The following is a 15,977-nucleotide window of genomic DNA, read 5'->3' as shown; positions in this document are numbered from 1 at the left end:
ACTTTAGTTCACAGTCTTGCCCTGCTGTTCTCGATAACGCCTGTATCCGTTTAGCCTTTCGTGGAGAATATAATGTCTTGCCAATGAGCAGGCTATAGCAAAGCGTAACGATCCATATTCTCAAACAAGAGTTGCGCTCAATTACTACACAGGGGGATTTTGGAATGGGCGAAAAAAATATTTTGGCGTATTTCAAAAGTCCTGAGGAAGCACAGGGAGCCGCGAGAAAGCTGGAAGCTCTCCGGGTAACGGATATGTCGATAGATCGTTTTAGCCGGTATCCGCGGCAGTCTACGGGTAACGCCGGACTGCCTGTGTTTTCGGGACAGATTAACAGCTTGTCTTCACTAACGCAGGGAGTGGAATTTACAGATCGCAGTCCGGCGATACTGGCTGCAGCTGATCCTGCTGCCAGCGGTATGAGTGATGGAGGACAAGGTGGACCGACCGGCCGCGATATTTTGTTGACTGCGGTGGTAGATGAATCCATTCATCATCAGGCAATGTCCATTGTGGAACAAGCGGGTGGAATGCTGTGACAAGTTTGGAAGGAGCAGTGACCGATGTCTAAAAACAAACGGTTCGATAAAGTGCTGACCAAAACCGAGAAAATCAAACGCATGCAATCTGCCAAAAACGAGGATGTTGAGTTCTCGGCAGAGCTTGCAGATGCTGAGGATCTGGAAGCGATCCGGCGTAGTGAAGTAGCTGACCGCCGTCAGCAGCGTATCATAAACGACAGCGAGTAGAATACAATAAGGCGGGTATCCCACCTATAAAGGTGATTTTTGGGATAACCCGTCTTATTTGTGTTTGTCCCTTGTTCTATTCATTAGTGGATTTATATCATGATGATAGGTGTAACAATACTAGCATTATAATCTAATACTGTCTTTGTCATACTGGCTTTTTTGAACTCCTATGCGAGTATATAGTACAATGTAATGTATGCATGTGAAATGAGGAGGAAATGTAAACCATGTTGTGGAATGAAATTACAATACATACAAGCGAGGAAGCCGTCGAAATGATTTCGAATTTTCTGCACGAAGCAGGTGCGGGAGGGGTTTCCATTGAAGAATCCGGTTCGCTCAACAAACCGCGGGATACGTCTTATGGACAATGGTACGATCGCCCTTTGAACGATATTCCTGAAGGACAAGCGGTCATCAAAGGCTATTTTGCCGAAGAAGTAGACATGGACGGCGTGCGTGCACAAATTGAGCCGCGGGTTGAACAATTGAGAACATTTGATATTGATCCTGGCGAGGTACGGTATGAGCTGAAAACGGTCAACGAGGATGATTGGGCTAATGCTTGGAAACAATATTTCAAGCCTTTACGTGTATCGGATCGTTTGACCATCAAACCGACTTGGGAAGAGTATGAGCCTGCGAGCGAAGCTGAAAAAATCATTGAGCTCGATCCAGGTATGGCCTTCGGCACTGGAACACATCCGACGACATCTCTTTGCCTAAGAACGCTGGAATCCGTGATTCAGGGTGGAGAAGAAGTCATTGATGTTGGTACAGGCTCCGGTATCTTAGCCATTGGAGCGGTAAAGCTGGGAGCAAAGCATGTACTTGCCCTGGATCTTGACCCGGTGGCGGTATCGAGTGCGCGTGAAAATACGCGCTTGAACGGGCTGGAGAAACGCATCACCATTAAAGAAAGCGACTTGCTCTCTGTGCTCAATGCAAGCGATCCAACACTGGGGATTCAGCTGCCGGTCAAGCTGGTGGTAGCTAATATTTTAGCCGAGATCATTTTGCTGTTCATTGATGATGTATATAATGCCCTAGAGCCAGGTGGTATTTATATTGCTTCAGGGATCTGGAAGAACAAAGAAGAGGCTGTCGAATCTGCGTTGAAAGCAGCTGGCTTTGAAATTGCTGAAATCAACCGAGATGAAGATTGGCTGGCGTTTGTGGCGAGAAAGAGGTAAGCATGGATTTTTTACAAAGTATTTTTCGTGTAAATTTAAATGTCCTTCCATTTTACTTGTTGGCTGTGATCATATCGTTTACGGTGCATGAATTTGCGCATGCGCATTATGCCAATAAATTTGGCGACCCTACTGCCAAGCTACTGGGGCGCGTGACTTTAAATCCGGCAGTGCATATTGATCTGTTGGGTACACTATTACTGTTGATCGGAGGCTTTGGCTGGGCCAAGCCCGTCCCGGTCAATCGTGACAATTTTAGCCGCCCGCGCCTCATGGGTATTATTGTATCGGCTGCTGGTCCGCTGAGCAATCTGCTGCTTGCATTTGTGACTACGCTGATCTATGCTGTGCTCCTTCATTTTCAGGTATTGCCGGGAATGGAGAACCAGCGAGTGGCTCAGGCAATCTATTTGTTTATTAATGCGCTGATCAATTTGAATCTGTTTTTGTTTATCTTTAATTTGATCCCACTGCCTCCACTTGATGGCTATCGGATTGTGGAGGATGTGGCCCCCACTCCTGTGCGCCGCAAGCTGCAGCAGTTTGAGCAATGGTCGATCTTTATTTTTTTGCTTATTCTGATCATTCCGCAGGTACGAGCTGTAACGATTGAACCTCTTTATACACTGTCTCAGATGATTTATATACAGTTTTTGCAGTTCTCTTTTTACATTACCGGATTGTTCGGAGCCTAAGGGCTCCTTTTTTTACGAGAATTAGTATAACGTGAACGGAAGAGGGAACAGACTGGTCATACAGGCGCAAAAGATGATATGATGGTGCTTGGTGATTTCATCGGATTTTGTACGGAACGTTAGTGGATAATAGTTATTTTTAGAATAGGTGTGAGAGAATGCAGCGTTATTTTATTCCGGCAGAGCAATTTCTAGAAGATCACGTCATTGTTACGGGTGAGGACGCGCGACATATCGCCAAAGTCATGCGGGGTCGTAGTGGTGACAAAATTATAGTCAGTGACGGGGTATCCAGGGAAGCGCTGGCTGCATTGGATACGATTGAGCAGGACCATGTGAAAGCGACGATTATCGAACCGCTGGAGATGTCCTCTGAACCGCATGTTCAGATCACCATCGCGCAGAGTCTTCCTAAAGGGGACAAGATGGAGACGGTGATGCAAAAATGTACAGAAATCGGAGCTACCGGGTTCGTACCGTTTTTATCCGAGCGTACGGTTGTACAGTATGATGCCAAAAAGGAAGGCAAGCGACTGGAGCGTTGGCGCAAGATTGTGAAGGAAGCGGCTGAGCAAAGCCATCGTAACCGGATTCCGGAAATTAGCGCACCCCTGACGTGGAAAGAACTTCTGGCTTCTTTTGCTGGGTATGATTTGATATGTTATTGTTATGAAAAAGAGCAGGGTCGGCAGCTACGGGACGTAATTCGACCTTTCGCAGTACAATGGGCTTCCACAGACAAGCCGCGTGTGCTGGTAGTGGTGGGTCCGGAAGGCGGCTTTACTGAAGCGGAAAGCCTGGAGGCCGAGCAGGCCGGGGCACAGTCTACAGGACTGGGAAGACGTATTTTGCGTGCTGAGACCGCAGGTATGGTTGCATTGGCATGCATTTTATATGAGACAGGAGAAATGGGAGGGGTTTAATATGCCATCAGTGGCATTTTACACATTAGGTTGTAAGGTAAACTTTTATGATACAGAAGCGATCTGGCAACTGTTCAAAAAAGAAGGTTATGAGCAGGTGGATTTTGATGAGCAGACTGCTGATGTCTATCTGATTAATACATGCACAGTAACGAATACCGGTGACAAAAAGAGCCGTCAGATCATTCGTCGCGCGATTCGCCGAAATCCAGATGCCATTGTGGCAGTGACGGGCTGCTACGCTCAAACTTCTCCAGCTGAAATTATGGATATTCCAGGTGTTGATCTTGTTATTGGTACGCAGGATCGGGATAAGATTATTCCGTTTGTGAAGGAGATCCAAGAGTCGCGCCAACCCGTAAACGCTGTGCGTAATATAATGAAGACGCGTGTATTCGAGGAAATGGATGTGCCTGATTTTGCGCATCATACCCGTGCGTTTCTAAAAATTCAGGATGGCTGCAATAACTTCTGCACCTTCTGCATTATCCCGTGGTCACGCGGTTTATCTCGTAGCCGTGATGCCGCGAGCATTATTGCACAGGCTCGTCAATTGGTACATGCAGGCTACAAGGAAATTGTACTCACAGGTATCCATACGGGTGGTTATGGTGACGATATGGATAACTATGACCTGTCCGATTTGTTATGGGATCTGGAGAAAGTGGAAGGGCTTGAACGTATTCGGATCAGCTCGATTGAAGCCAGCCAGATTGATGAAAAAATGCTTGACGTGCTGAAACGCTCCAATAAGCTGGTTCGCCATTTCCACATACCGCTTCAAGCAGGGGATGACACTGTGTTGAAACGGATGCGCCGCAAGTACACGACAGAAGAATTTTATAACAAAATGCTTATGATTCGGAAAGCGATGCCGGATGTAGCGATTACGACAGATATAATTGTCGGATTCCCTGGGGAAACGGACGAAATGTACCGCAATGGCTATGAGCTGATGAAAAAAATCGGTTTTTCGGAAATGCACGTGTTCCCATATTCCAAGCGTACTGGAACGCCTGCAGCACGTATGGAGGATCAGGTTGACGAGGACGTGAAAAATGCGCGTGTGCGTGAGCTGATTGAGCTGTCGGAGCAAATGCAGTTGGCGTATGCTGAGAAGTTTGTTGGTGAGGTGCTGGAGGTTATTCCGGAAGTAGCCCCTAAAGGGACTGAAGATAGCGGTATACTTTACGGTTATAGTGACAATTACATTCAACTGGTGTTTGAAGGTAATAAGGATCTGGTTGGCAAGGTGTGCCGCGTGAAGCTGACAAAGGCCGGCGTTAATGAAAGTGAAGGTCAATTGGTCCGTGTATTGGAAAATGGACTACAAACAGCTTTGTAAAAATAAAAAGAGCCTGAACAGGCAATAGCGATGGCCAACAAGGATTTCGCCTTTCCTTACAGAGAGGACGGAATCCTTGTTGCGCAAGGAAAGGAGATTACAGGATGGCAGCAAAAAAGGAAATTTCCGCAGGTGGCGTTGTGTTTCGCAAACAGGGGGAACAGCTTGAAATCCAACTGATTACTGACCGATACGGCAAGATATCTTTGGCTAAAGGCAAAATGGAGCCGGGTGAAACGATCGAACAAACCGCTCTACGTGAAATTCTTGAGGAAACAGGGCTGAACGGCCGGATTATTCAGCATGTGGATATGATTGCTTACACGTACCAGCACCCAGAATATGGAGAAGTGGACAAGGAAGTTCATTATTATCTTGTAGAGGCACTGGATGGAGATTTACAAGCACAGATTGAAGAAATCAAAGGCGTCGCCTGGTATACGCCCGATGAAGCATGGCGTCTTCAGCGCCAAGGTGGATATGATAACAACGATGTCATTCTGAGCAAGGCGCTGTCCATGCTAGGAATTAACGTTTGATTATATGGAGAGACATATGCTTCTCCAAACGTGTCCATACAGGTAAATAGCAAATGGGCAGGGCAAGCAGAGAGCTGATGACGTTAAACAGGGTTTGGGCATGGGCTACCTTGGCACCGGGCTCGGTAGATATCCAGGTAGCTGCCACTTCTAGTCCGGGGATCAACGGCATAAAGAGCAAGGCCCCACCTACGTTCAGCAGCACGTGGGACCAGGCCACAAATTTGCCGGATACGCTGCCGCCAACAGCGGCAATCAGAGCAGTCACGCAGGTGCCCACATTGGAGCCGATGACGATGGCGATCCCCACATCGACTGGCAAGGCACCTGCAGCAGCAAGGCTAATCGCCATACCAATGACGGCTGCGCTGCTGTGTACCAGTGCGGTCAGGCAGGCTCCGGCAGCAAAGGCCCACCACATGTTGGCTGCAGCGTGGTCAAGAAACCAGCGGAATAGTCCGGCCTGCTCAATCCAGGGGCCGACGGCTTGCATCACGCGGATACCTGCCAGAATCAGCGAAAATCCGGCAAAGACGAGGCTGATAAATTGTACAGCCTGTGGGCGGCTGAGTCCATTGGAGCTGGGTGAAGCTCCGGCAGATGCATACTGATGGCCAGCGACAGTTTCCCCCCACAAAACGGCAGTGCCCCAGCATAGTAGTGATCCACATAGCAGTGGAACAGCCAGCTTGCCGAGCTGGAGGCCCATCAGCTCGGTCGTCAGGCAGGTGCCAATATTGGTGCCAAGGATGATGCCAAGCGTGCGACCGTAGGTCAACAGCCCGGCGTTGACCAGTCCGATCGTTAGCACCGTTACGGCGGTGCTGCTTTGTAGTAGGGCGGTAATGCCTGAACTAAACAGCATACCCCGCCAAGGGGAAACCGTAGCCCGGTTCAGCCAGCGGGTAAGGAAGGGGCCAGCCAAATGCCGGAGGGCAGCTTCCATCAGCTTCATTCCGCCCAAAAAAATAAGCAGCCCACCGCACAGCGGCAATATAACATGTATAAACACGGCTTTAGCCCCCTTTTTCTAGGTGAAAATACTTATGTAACAGCCTATGATCTATCGAGGACAGCCATGACAAGCATGGCGGTGCTCTTTTTTTACGAAACGATAATTTTGTAGTATTCTCACAAGCTTTAAAAGTGTGACGTTCGATATACAGGTGGGCAATAGCGAAGCGGTTCATTTGAATCTGGAGAAGCGCCAGCGATCGTAAGATTAAATGAATCGTGGACCGCGCCCCTATCGAACTAAACGTTTTTACCACTTTGAGTAATCCAAGAATAGGAGTGAAGGATTTTGCCTTCAGTAATATTAGAACGCAGCCGTAAAAAAAGGCTGGAGCAAGCACACCCTTGGGTGTTTAAAAATGAAATAGCTAAGGTTGAGGGGAATCCGGAAGCCGGTGATTTGGTCAGCATCCTTAATCATCAGGGGCGCTATTTGGCGACAGGCTACTATAATCCAGCTTCACAAATTACAGTGCGTGTGATGTCCTATGAGCCGCTGGAAGTGATGGACCAAAGCTTCTTTGCCCAACGTTTCCGCAATTGCCTGGAGCATCGCGAACGCTTTGTGACCGGGGGGAACGCTTATCGTTTGGTGTACGGCGAGGCTGATTTTTTGCCTGGGCTGATTGTAGACCGTTTTGGTGATGTGTTGGTCGTTCAGCTGTTAACGCTTGGCATGGATCGGCGCAGGGAAGAAATCAGAGATGCACTTGTTGAAGTAATGGGACCAGTTGGTATATATGAGCGTAGTGATGTATCCATCCGCGAGCTGGAAGGGTTGGAACAGACGAAGGGGTCTTTGTACGGCGATTGCCCACGCCATGTGGTGGTGACGGAAAATGGCTTACAAATCAAGGTCGATATCGAAGAGGGTCAAAAGACAGGTTATTTCTTTGATCAGCGTGAAAATCGCGCGGCCATCGCGCCGTTGATGACAGGTTGGGGAGCGCGTAGCGGAATTACGTTACAAGAAGTAGCTGCAAACCCAGGTGATGATGGTACAACGATCATGAAGCCTGTGAATAAAAGTGGTAAGGTGGTTGAATTCCCGTTCTGGGACGGTGCAACTGTTTTGGAATGTTTTTCACATACAGGTAGCTTTACACTCAACGCGTGTAAACATGGTGCGAAAAAAGTAACTTGTCTGGATATTTCTGAACATGCGATTGAAAGTGCTCGGGATAATGTCAAGCTGAACGGTTTTGAGGATCGCGTCGAGTTTGTCGTCGACGATGCTTTTCAATATTTACGTAATCAGGTTAAGGGTGTAGAGGAACGCACCGCGCGAGCGGGGGGCAAAGGAGATACATCTAAGCCGCTGACTGCGGGTGGCGGACGCACCTTTGACGTAGTTATTCTGGATCCGCCGGCTTTTGCCAAAACGAAGAGTGCTGTCAAAGGAGCTACACGTGGATATAAAGATATCAACCTTCATGGGATGAAGCTCGTCAATGAGGGCGGTTATTTGGTAACGGCGAGTTGTTCATTCCATATGCGGCCGGAGCTGTTTTTGGACACGATTAAGGAAGCAGCGGCAGATGCTGGCAAAATCCTTCGACTGGTAGATTGGAGAGCAGCAGGAAAGGACCATCCTCAAATTTTAGGTGTAGAGGAAGGCCATTATTTGAAATTTGCCATCTTTGAGGTGCGTAGCCGAACACAGCTGTAAGATTTCATCCCCATGTCAAGGTTAATCGACTTATAGGCGATAAAGATAATAGGTGAAACAAACTCATTTTTAGTATAAATCAGTCCTGTAGAGAAGGCTTACACCAAGCCATCTGCGGGACTGTTTGTTTTTGAGAAGAGCTCAATTGCTACAACATGGCAAACGTACGTTCTTTTCTCCTTTGCCTGATATGCTATACTGTTTAATAGAATGTTGTTGGTTGGAAAGGAGGCCGCATCATGTCGGTCCGCTTATTGATTGGCCGCTCTGGTAGTGGTAAGAGTACGTTAATCCGTAATGAAATGACCTCTATGTTACGCGAGGAGCCGCTAGGTAAGCCTATGCTGTTACTTGTGCCTGAGCAATCGTCATTTGCTTCAGAACATGCGTTGCTTACAGAAGACGGAAACGGTATTCAGGGGTCGGTGCGCGCCCAGGTGATGGGATTCCATCGTCTTGCCTATTTAGTCATGCAGGAAACAGGGGGTTCAGCACTGGTGCCTGTAACGGAAGAAGGCAAGAAGATGCTTTTATATAAAATTATTCGTCGTCGCAAGGATGAACTGAGTTTGTTTAAGGATTCGGGAGATCAACTCGGTTTTGTAGATCGGTTGAATACGTTGTTTACAGAGCTAAAGCAGTACGGAAATGATGCTCACTCTGTACCAGAGCAACTGGAAAGAATGCATGCTGCGGGGCAGTCCGCTCCGATATTAAGAGGCAAGCTCAAAGATATCAGTCTAATCTATGAGGATTTTGAACGGGAACTGACGCTTAAATATATCGATGGTGAAGATACGCTTCGTATGCTGACAGAACAGATTGCTGAGTCTTCACTTGTGCGCGGAGCAGACATTTGGATGGATGGCTACCGAAGGTTTACACCGCATGAATATAAGGTGGTGGAGCAGCTTATGCTGCACGCCTCCTCGCTGACAGTGGCGCTGACCTGTAACCGCAGCTACGATAGCGGACAGCTTCCACATGAGCTGGATTTGTTTCATCCTTCAGCGGCTACCTACGTCAAGCTTAAAGGAATGGCAGAGGAGCTGATGATTGAAACGCAGACACAGTTATTACGCCCCGATCCGATGCCTAGGTTTAAGGAACGTCCAGCGTTGGCGTATTTGGAGGCTAATTTCGAACATCGCACAGGGCTGCGGAATCAGGAACAACGGCTGCGGCTACAGCAACTGCGAGAACAATGGACAGATACACGACCGGAGGGCATAAAACTGTATGCTGCGGCAAATCGCCGCGCCGAGCTGGAAGGAGCCGTACGCGAAATGCGCCGCCTGGCCCGCGAAGAGGGCGCGCGTTATCGGGAGATGGCCCTGTTTGTGCGTCATATTGAAGATTATGAGCCATGGGTGGAACCGATATTCAAGCAATATGAAGTTCCGGTATTTTTGGATCAGCGGAGAAGTATACTTCATCATCCCTTGGTGGAATTGATTCGAGCTTCACTGGATATCGTGCAGCGACGCTGGCGATACGAGGATGTATTTCGTGCGGTCAAAACAGACCTTCTATTGCCGCTGGACGGTCGAGTGAGCCGCGAGCAGATGGACCGTCTGGAAAACTATGTGCTGGCCTGCGGAATACAAGGTAGCCGTTGGACAGATGGCCGGGCATGGCAGGCTGTGCCCAGTTTGTCGCTGGAGCTGGAGGAACAGGAACGTAACCGTCAACGGGATGAAACGCTGGATTTGATGGAGTTGTGCCGAGATGTGATTGTGACGCCTTTGCATGCGTTTGAGAAGCGTATAGGTAAGGCACGAACGGCGCTTGAGAAGAGCGAAGCCGTATATCTGTTGCTGGAGGATGCAGAAATCGGTCACAAGCTGGACGCCTTCATTCATCAGGCAGAAGAAGCTGGAAATCCCGAGCAGGCGAAGGAGCACCGTCAGGTATGGGATGCGGTGCTTGAATTGCTGGATCAAATCGTCGAAATGATGGGTGATGAGCGACTGGACACTGCTTTGTTTGCGGGTGTGCTGGAAACGGGATTGGCTGAGTTCCGTATGGGGCTTGTTCCACCGGCTCTGGATCAGGTGCTGATCGGAAATACGGACCGTACACGTGTATCCGGCATTCAACATGCCTTTGTGCTAGGGATGAACGAAGGAGTAATGCCGGCTGTGTTCCATGAGGATGGTGTGCTGAATGAGCAGGAGCGTACGGCATTAAACGAACAAGGCGTAGAGCTGGCGCCAGATATGACAAGACGTCTGTTGGACGAACGGTTTCTCGCTTATACGGCCCTGACCTCAGCCGGTAAAAGCCTATGGATAAGCTATGCGGTGACTGATGAAGAAGGCAAGCCATTGCTGCCGTCAGAGTTAGTGCGACATGTGCGGCAACTGCTTCCTGGTCTGGATGAACGTCCACTGGCTGGATACCCTTTGCCTGAAGACACTTGGACATCGCAATGGGAGTATGCTTCCCATCCGTCTGAGGCATTGCCGCAGCTCATTGCGCAATTACGGCATTGGCGGCGTGGCGGTGATATTTTATCTCCCTGGTGGGAGGTATATAACTGGTATGCCAGCCAGCGGGGACGTGAGAAGGATAAGCTGCGTCAGCTGTTGACCTCACTTTTTTACGAAAATCATGCTGAAATGCAGAAGGAAACGAGCCGCCGTCTGTACGGCAGTAAGCTGCGTACCAGTGTATCTCGTATGGAACGCTTTGTCGCATGTCCATTCTCTCACTTTGCCTCTCACGGTCTTCGTTTGAAGGAACGTCAAATGTATCGTCTGAAGGCTCCAGATATCGGACAATTGTTCCACGCGGCGCTTGGTGAGATGGCGATCAATCTGCGTGAACGCAATGTCAGCTGGGGAAGTCTCAGCACCGAGGAATGCCGCCAAGAGGCGGAAAGTACGGTGGAGCGTTTGGCTCCACGCCTGCAAGGCGAGATTTTAATGAGCTCCAAGCGCTATGGCTATATTTTGCGCAAGTTAAAAGACATCGTGAGCCGTGCTTCATTAATTTTGGGTGAGCATGCACGGAGAGGCAGCTTTGAGCCAATTGGGCTGGAGTTGGACTTTGGACCGGGTCAGCCGCTTCCTCCATTAAGCTTCCGGTTAGATAACGGCGTTGTGATGGAAATTGTCGGACGGATCGACCGTGTGGATGTGGCAGAAGGAGAAAAAGGATTGCTTTTGCGTGTCATTGATTACAAGTCCAGCCAAAAGGATCTTAAGCTGCATGAGGTGTATTATGGCTTATCTCTGCAAATGCTCACGTACCTGGACGTGCTGCTGAATGCGGCGGAGGAATGGTTGGGTGAGACTGCTTATCCGGCGGGTACACTGTATTTCCACGTTCACAATCCGATGCTGCAATCGCCTAACGGTCTTAGCGCAGAACAGGCGCGTCAAGAGCTTTTGAAACGGTTTAAGATGAAGGGATTGTTGCTCGCGGATCGGGATGTGGTTGGGCAAATGGATACAGCTTTGGACAAAGGATATTCCTCTATTTTACCTGTTGCGGTGAAAGCAGACGGCAGTTTTTATAGCAGTGCTTCCGTTGCTTCGCCTGAACAGTGGGATAGCCTGTTAACTTCGGTGCGCAACAATATTCGGACGATTGGCACACGGATGACAGAGGGCGATGTTGCCATTGAACCTTATCGCATCCAGCAAGAAACGGCATGTACCTTCTGTTCTTTTAAGCCTGTTTGTCAATTTGACGACAGTCTGGAAGGCAGTGGTTACAACCAATGGGGGAAACCGGGCAAGGATCAAGTCTGGGATCTGCTCAGCCATACACAGGAAGGGAAAGGAGGAATGAAGCAATGATAGGCACGTCAAACATTAAAGGTTTGCCGAAGCCAGAAGGAAGTATGTGGAGTGATGACCAGTGGCGTGCCATTTCGCAATCCGGTAACAACATGCTGGTTGCGGCAGCGGCGGGGTCTGGTAAAACAGCGGTGCTCGTAGAGCGTATTATTCGCAAAATTGTCGATCCTCAGCTCGGCTTCAGTGTGGATCGGTTACTGGTAGCCACCTTTACGAAGGCTGCAGCCGCTGAAATGCGTCAACGGATACGCGAAGCGCTGGAACGTGTGCTGGAACAGGAACCGGAAAGTGAACATGTACGCCGCCAGCTATCGTTGCTGAATCGGGCCTCGATTACGACGCTTCACTCTTTTTGTATGGAGGTCATCCGCAGGCATTATCAGGCCATTCCTCTTGATCCCGGCTTTCGGATTATGAATGAGCATGAAACAGAATTGCTGCGCCAAGAGCTATTAGAAGAACTGTTTGAGGAGAAATATGAGGCCCATGATGAAGGCAGCACATTTCGTAGACTGGTCGACTGGTTTAGTGGGGAACGCACCGATGATGCCATGTATGTGCTTGTTCAGCGGTTGTATGATTTTTCGCAAAGTCATCCTTGGCCAGAGCATTGGCTACGGGAGACGGCAGCAGCATTTCGTGTACAGGATGTAGCGGCTTTGGGGGAGACTCCCTGGGTTCGCAGTATTTTAACAGATGCTGCCCTTTCGTTGCGTGGAGCAGCGAGTTTGCTGGAACAGGCGCATGAAACAGCCATGCAGCCTGGCGGTCCTGCACCCTATGCCATGACATTGCAAGAGGATACGGCGATGGTGAATGAATTGCTGCAGGAGCTGGAGACACAACCGTGGGCATCCTTGTATGATCATTTTCAGGCTGCGTCCTTTGGTAAGCTCAAGCCAGTCAAAAAAGATCAAACCGAGCCTGCATTGCAGGAACGGGTTAAGACGCTACGCGAGGCTGCCAAGAAAATGATTACAGATATGAAAGCCTCTCTGTTCGGTAGGAGAGCAGAAGCTTATTTAGAGGAACTGCATGCGGCGGCTCCTCTGATGGATGAACTGGTGGAGACCGTGATTACCTTCGGGGAACGATTTCAACAGCACAAGCAGTCAAAAGGACTGGTGGATTTCGGGGATTTGGAGCATTATTGTCTGAAAATATTAAGACACCCTGACTCTACTCCGTACAAGCTGCTACCTTCCGATGCTGCACTTGAATACAAGGCGCAGTTCGACGAGGTGCTGCTGGATGAGTATCAAGATACGAATACCGTACAGGAAGATATCGTTAGACTGGTATCGCGCGAGGAACCGGGTAACCGTTTTATGGTGGGAGACGTGAAACAGAGTATTTATCGGTTTCGGCTGGCAGAGCCAGGGCTGTTTTTGAATAAGTATCAACGGTACGGCATGCAGGAGCAGGAAGATGGCTTTTTGATTGATCTGGCGCGTAATTTCCGCAGTCGGGAGGAAGTTGTCGATGCGGTCAATTTGGTGTTCCGCCAGATTATGAGTGTGGATGTAGCGGAAATTGAGTACGATGAACGAGCGTGGCTGGTACATGGTGCATCCTATCCGGAGAAGGCAGAGAAGGGTGCTACATCTGCATACGCACCTGAGCTGCTGCTAGTCGATAAAGGCGGGCGCGGTCTTTCCGAGACTCCGGAGCTGTCTGAATTAGGGGACGAATCGGCTTTACAGGAAAGTGAGCTGGCTGAGCTTGCGGAGCTCGAAACGGCACAGTTAGAGGCTCGTGCGATTGCGCAGCGGATTAAGGAGCTGACTGGAGATACTGGACAACCACTGTTGATTTACGACAGAGGTTTAAAAGCGATGCGTCCAGCAGTCTACGGTGACATTGTCATTTTGCTTCGTTCAGCAAGCGTATGGGCTCCCTTAATTGTCGAGGAACTGCGGCTTGAGGGCATTCCAGCCTCTGGAGAGCAGACGACAGGCTTTTTTAAAGCAACGGAAGTTGAGGTGATGTTGTCCCTGCTGCACATTATTGATAATCCGCAGCAGGACATCCCGCTTGCATCCGTGCTTCGTTCGCCAATTGTTGGCTTGAGCGAAGATGAATTGGCACAAATTCGTCTAGAGAAGCCGGATGGAATGTTTTATGATGCATTGCTGGCGGCGGCACAGACTGAACAAGTTGAGGAGAGTTTAAAAGAGACCTCTGCTGATGTTATGGAGATGGATCTTTTCACTGAGGACCCGCTATCTTCACCTGACCCAGTTCATAGGAATGATGGGAACACGTTGTCTGCCCGACTACGTTCATTTTTGCGTATTTTGGAGGCATGGCGACAGGAAGCCAGACAAGGCAACTTAAGTGAATTGATATGGAATGTACTGGAGGAAACAGGATATCTGGATTGGGTGGGTGGATTGCCTGGCGGCTCACAGCGTCAAAGCAACCTAAGGGCCTTATATGACCGAGCGAGACAGTATGAGACTTCTACGTCCAACCGAGGCTTGTTCCGATTCCTGACTTTTATTTCCCGTCTGCGGGAGCGAGGCGGTGATTTAGGAGCGATCAGCGGTGGGGCTGAACCGGATCAGGCTGTCCGCATTATGACCATTCATAAAAGTAAAGGACTTGAATTTCCTGTCGTGTTTATTGCGGGGACGGCAAAAATGTTCAATCAGCAGGATCTGAATGCGCCATTTCTGATGCACAAGGAGTTGGGATTTGGTCCTAAATATGTGGAGGAACAAAACCGCGTTAGCTACCCTACGCTGCCTAATTTAGCGATCCGTCGACGCTCACAGCTGGAGCTTTTGGCTGAAGAAATGCGGGTGCTATACGTGGCGCTTACGCGTCCGCGTGAAAAGCTGATTATGACCGGAACCGTGAAGGATCTCGCTTCCCGCGCAGCAGGTTGGGCACGTGCCAAGGAACATGCGGAAACAGTATTACCAGACTATATGCTGGCGGCAGGTCGTAGCTATCTGGACTGGGTAGGTCCTGCATTGATTCGGCATCCTTCTGCAATTTCGCTGAGGGAAGCGGCAGGGGATCAGGATGGGTATTATCACAGGCTGGAACACATGCCGGGGGCAGACTGGTTATTTAAAATCGTAGCCTCTGAAACACTTTCTGGCTCTCGTGTGAACTCGGATCGTGAAGAAGAGGTATCAGCCGAAGAACGACAAAAGAAAACAGAAGCGCTGAGAAATGTCGAGCCGATCGAATTGAACGAAGAGAGTGAAACGGATATTGCTGCGGCTCTTTCCTGGACCTACCCGTATGAACGGGCGGGCAAGACAGCAGCCAATACATCGGTCACAGAGATGAAAAGATGGCTGGAGATGCAGGAGATTGGCTCCGACGATTGGCTCAACCTATCTTCTATCTCCCAACAAGCAGGCTTAACGAAGGATCGCGAAGATTCTGACACTGGGGGCAGTCAATTACACTTGCGCAGACCTAAGTTTATGGGGAATCAGCGACTAACTCCTACGGAACGAGGGACGATCTATCATACGTTGATGCTGCATTTGCCCCTAGATGGAGTCATGAGCGCTGAGGTTATTGAGGAAACAAAGGCTCGTTTGCTAAATCAACGCATTTTGCTGGATGTTCATGCAAAGGCGCTGGATACGGATAAAATATTAAGATTTTTCTCTAGTGAGCTGGGGATCAGAATGCTGGGTTCATCCCGTATTCTGCGTGAGCTTCCGTTTACTTATACCATGCGGGCAACCGATTACTGGAACCACAGTTTACCTAAGATGCTGCCAGAACAGAAGACAGTTACGGAAGGCGGGCAGGACGATAAAGTGCTGATGAACGGGATCATTGACTGTTTGTTTGAAACTCCCGAAGGGCTTGTGCTGCTGGATTATAAAACAGATCGGATCTCCGAATATCGTACGCTGTCACACTTAACGGACCAATATCGTTTTCAATTGGAGCTGTATGCCCGTGTGATTGAAGAGATTACAGGCAAAAAGGTTGCTGAGAAATGGTTGTATTTTATAGAAGCTGGAGAGAGTGTGCAGCTGTAGTGATATAGATAGGGAGAGGGGGAAT

Annotated in this window: 11 protein-coding genes; 10 read left to right on the top strand and 1 reads right to left on the bottom strand. The window is 49.2% G+C overall.

Features of this window, described 5'->3' with window-relative positions; translation table 11 throughout:
* Positions 1-164: 164 nt before the first annotated feature.
* The 7 genes from ACN6NF_RS16535 (at position 165) to ACN6NF_RS16505 (ending at position 5,447) form a co-directional block, all read left to right on the top strand.
* Positions 165-539 carry a hypothetical protein gene (locus tag ACN6NF_RS16535; protein ID WP_013372169.1) on the top strand — a complete coding sequence of 125 codons (375 nt, stop codon included), beginning with the start codon at positions 165-167 and terminating at the stop codon, positions 537-539.
* A gap of 24 nt (positions 540-563) precedes the next feature.
* Positions 564-749 (top strand): YfhD family protein, encoded by a 186-nt coding sequence (locus ACN6NF_RS16530; RefSeq protein WP_474318641.1) that lies wholly within the window; start codon positions 564-566, stop codon positions 747-749.
* Between the two features lie 230 nt (positions 750-979).
* Positions 980-1,945 carry a 50S ribosomal protein L11 methyltransferase gene (gene prmA / locus ACN6NF_RS16525; RefSeq protein ID WP_474318640.1) on the top strand — a complete coding sequence of 322 codons (966 nt, stop codon included), beginning with the start codon at positions 980-982 and terminating at the stop codon, positions 1,943-1,945.
* Positions 1,946-1,947: 2 nt separating this feature from the next.
* On the top strand, positions 1,948-2,640 hold the full coding sequence (locus ACN6NF_RS16520) for a site-2 protease family protein (RefSeq protein ID WP_474318639.1): 693 nt from the start codon (positions 1,948-1,950) through the stop codon (positions 2,638-2,640).
* A gap of 158 nt (positions 2,641-2,798) precedes the next feature.
* On the top strand, positions 2,799-3,563 hold the full coding sequence (locus ACN6NF_RS16515; protein ID WP_474318638.1) for a 16S rRNA (uracil(1498)-N(3))-methyltransferase: 765 nt from the start codon (positions 2,799-2,801) through the stop codon (positions 3,561-3,563).
* Between the two features lies 1 nt (position 3,564).
* A complete protein-coding gene (gene mtaB, locus ACN6NF_RS16510; RefSeq protein WP_474318637.1) occupies positions 3,565-4,908 on the top strand; it encodes a tRNA (N(6)-L-threonylcarbamoyladenosine(37)-C(2))-methylthiotransferase MtaB in 1,344 nt (447 codons plus the stop codon).
* A gap of 104 nt (positions 4,909-5,012) precedes the next feature.
* The gene (locus ACN6NF_RS16505) at positions 5,013-5,447 is read left to right on the top strand and encodes an NUDIX hydrolase (RefSeq protein WP_474318636.1); all 435 of its coding nucleotides are present in this window, start codon (positions 5,013-5,015) and stop codon (positions 5,445-5,447) included.
* On the opposite strand, the gene ACN6NF_RS16500 is transcribed toward ACN6NF_RS16505, so the two are convergent.
* On the bottom strand, positions 5,437-6,459 hold the full coding sequence (locus ACN6NF_RS16500) for a Na/Pi cotransporter family protein (RefSeq protein ID WP_474318635.1): 1,023 nt from the start codon (positions 6,457-6,459) through the stop codon (positions 5,437-5,439). The genes ACN6NF_RS16505 and ACN6NF_RS16500 overlap by 11 nt on opposite strands.
* A gap of 291 nt (positions 6,460-6,750) precedes the next feature.
* Between ACN6NF_RS16500 and ACN6NF_RS16495 the strand changes: the two genes are divergently transcribed.
* The 3 genes from ACN6NF_RS16495 to addA all read left to right on the top strand — a co-directional run bounded on the left by ACN6NF_RS16495 (position 6,751) and on the right by addA (position 15,952).
* Positions 6,751-8,130 (top strand): class I SAM-dependent rRNA methyltransferase, encoded by a 1,380-nt coding sequence (locus ACN6NF_RS16495; protein WP_474318634.1) that lies wholly within the window; start codon positions 6,751-6,753, stop codon positions 8,128-8,130.
* Positions 8,131-8,369: 239 nt separating this feature from the next.
* Complete coding sequence (gene addB, locus ACN6NF_RS16490; RefSeq protein ID WP_474318633.1) at positions 8,370-11,936, top strand: helicase-exonuclease AddAB subunit AddB; 3,567 nt, start codon at positions 8,370-8,372, stop codon at positions 11,934-11,936.
* Positions 11,933-15,952 (top strand): helicase-exonuclease AddAB subunit AddA, encoded by a 4,020-nt coding sequence (gene addA / locus ACN6NF_RS16485; RefSeq protein ID WP_474318632.1) that lies wholly within the window; start codon positions 11,933-11,935, stop codon positions 15,950-15,952. Before addB ends, addA begins: the two co-directional genes overlap by 4 nt.
* The last annotated feature ends 25 nt before the right edge of the window (positions 15,953-15,977 follow it).

This window comes from Paenibacillus sp. TSM33 (assembly GCF_056099025.1).
This window is presented reverse-complemented; position numbering and strand designations above follow the sequence as displayed.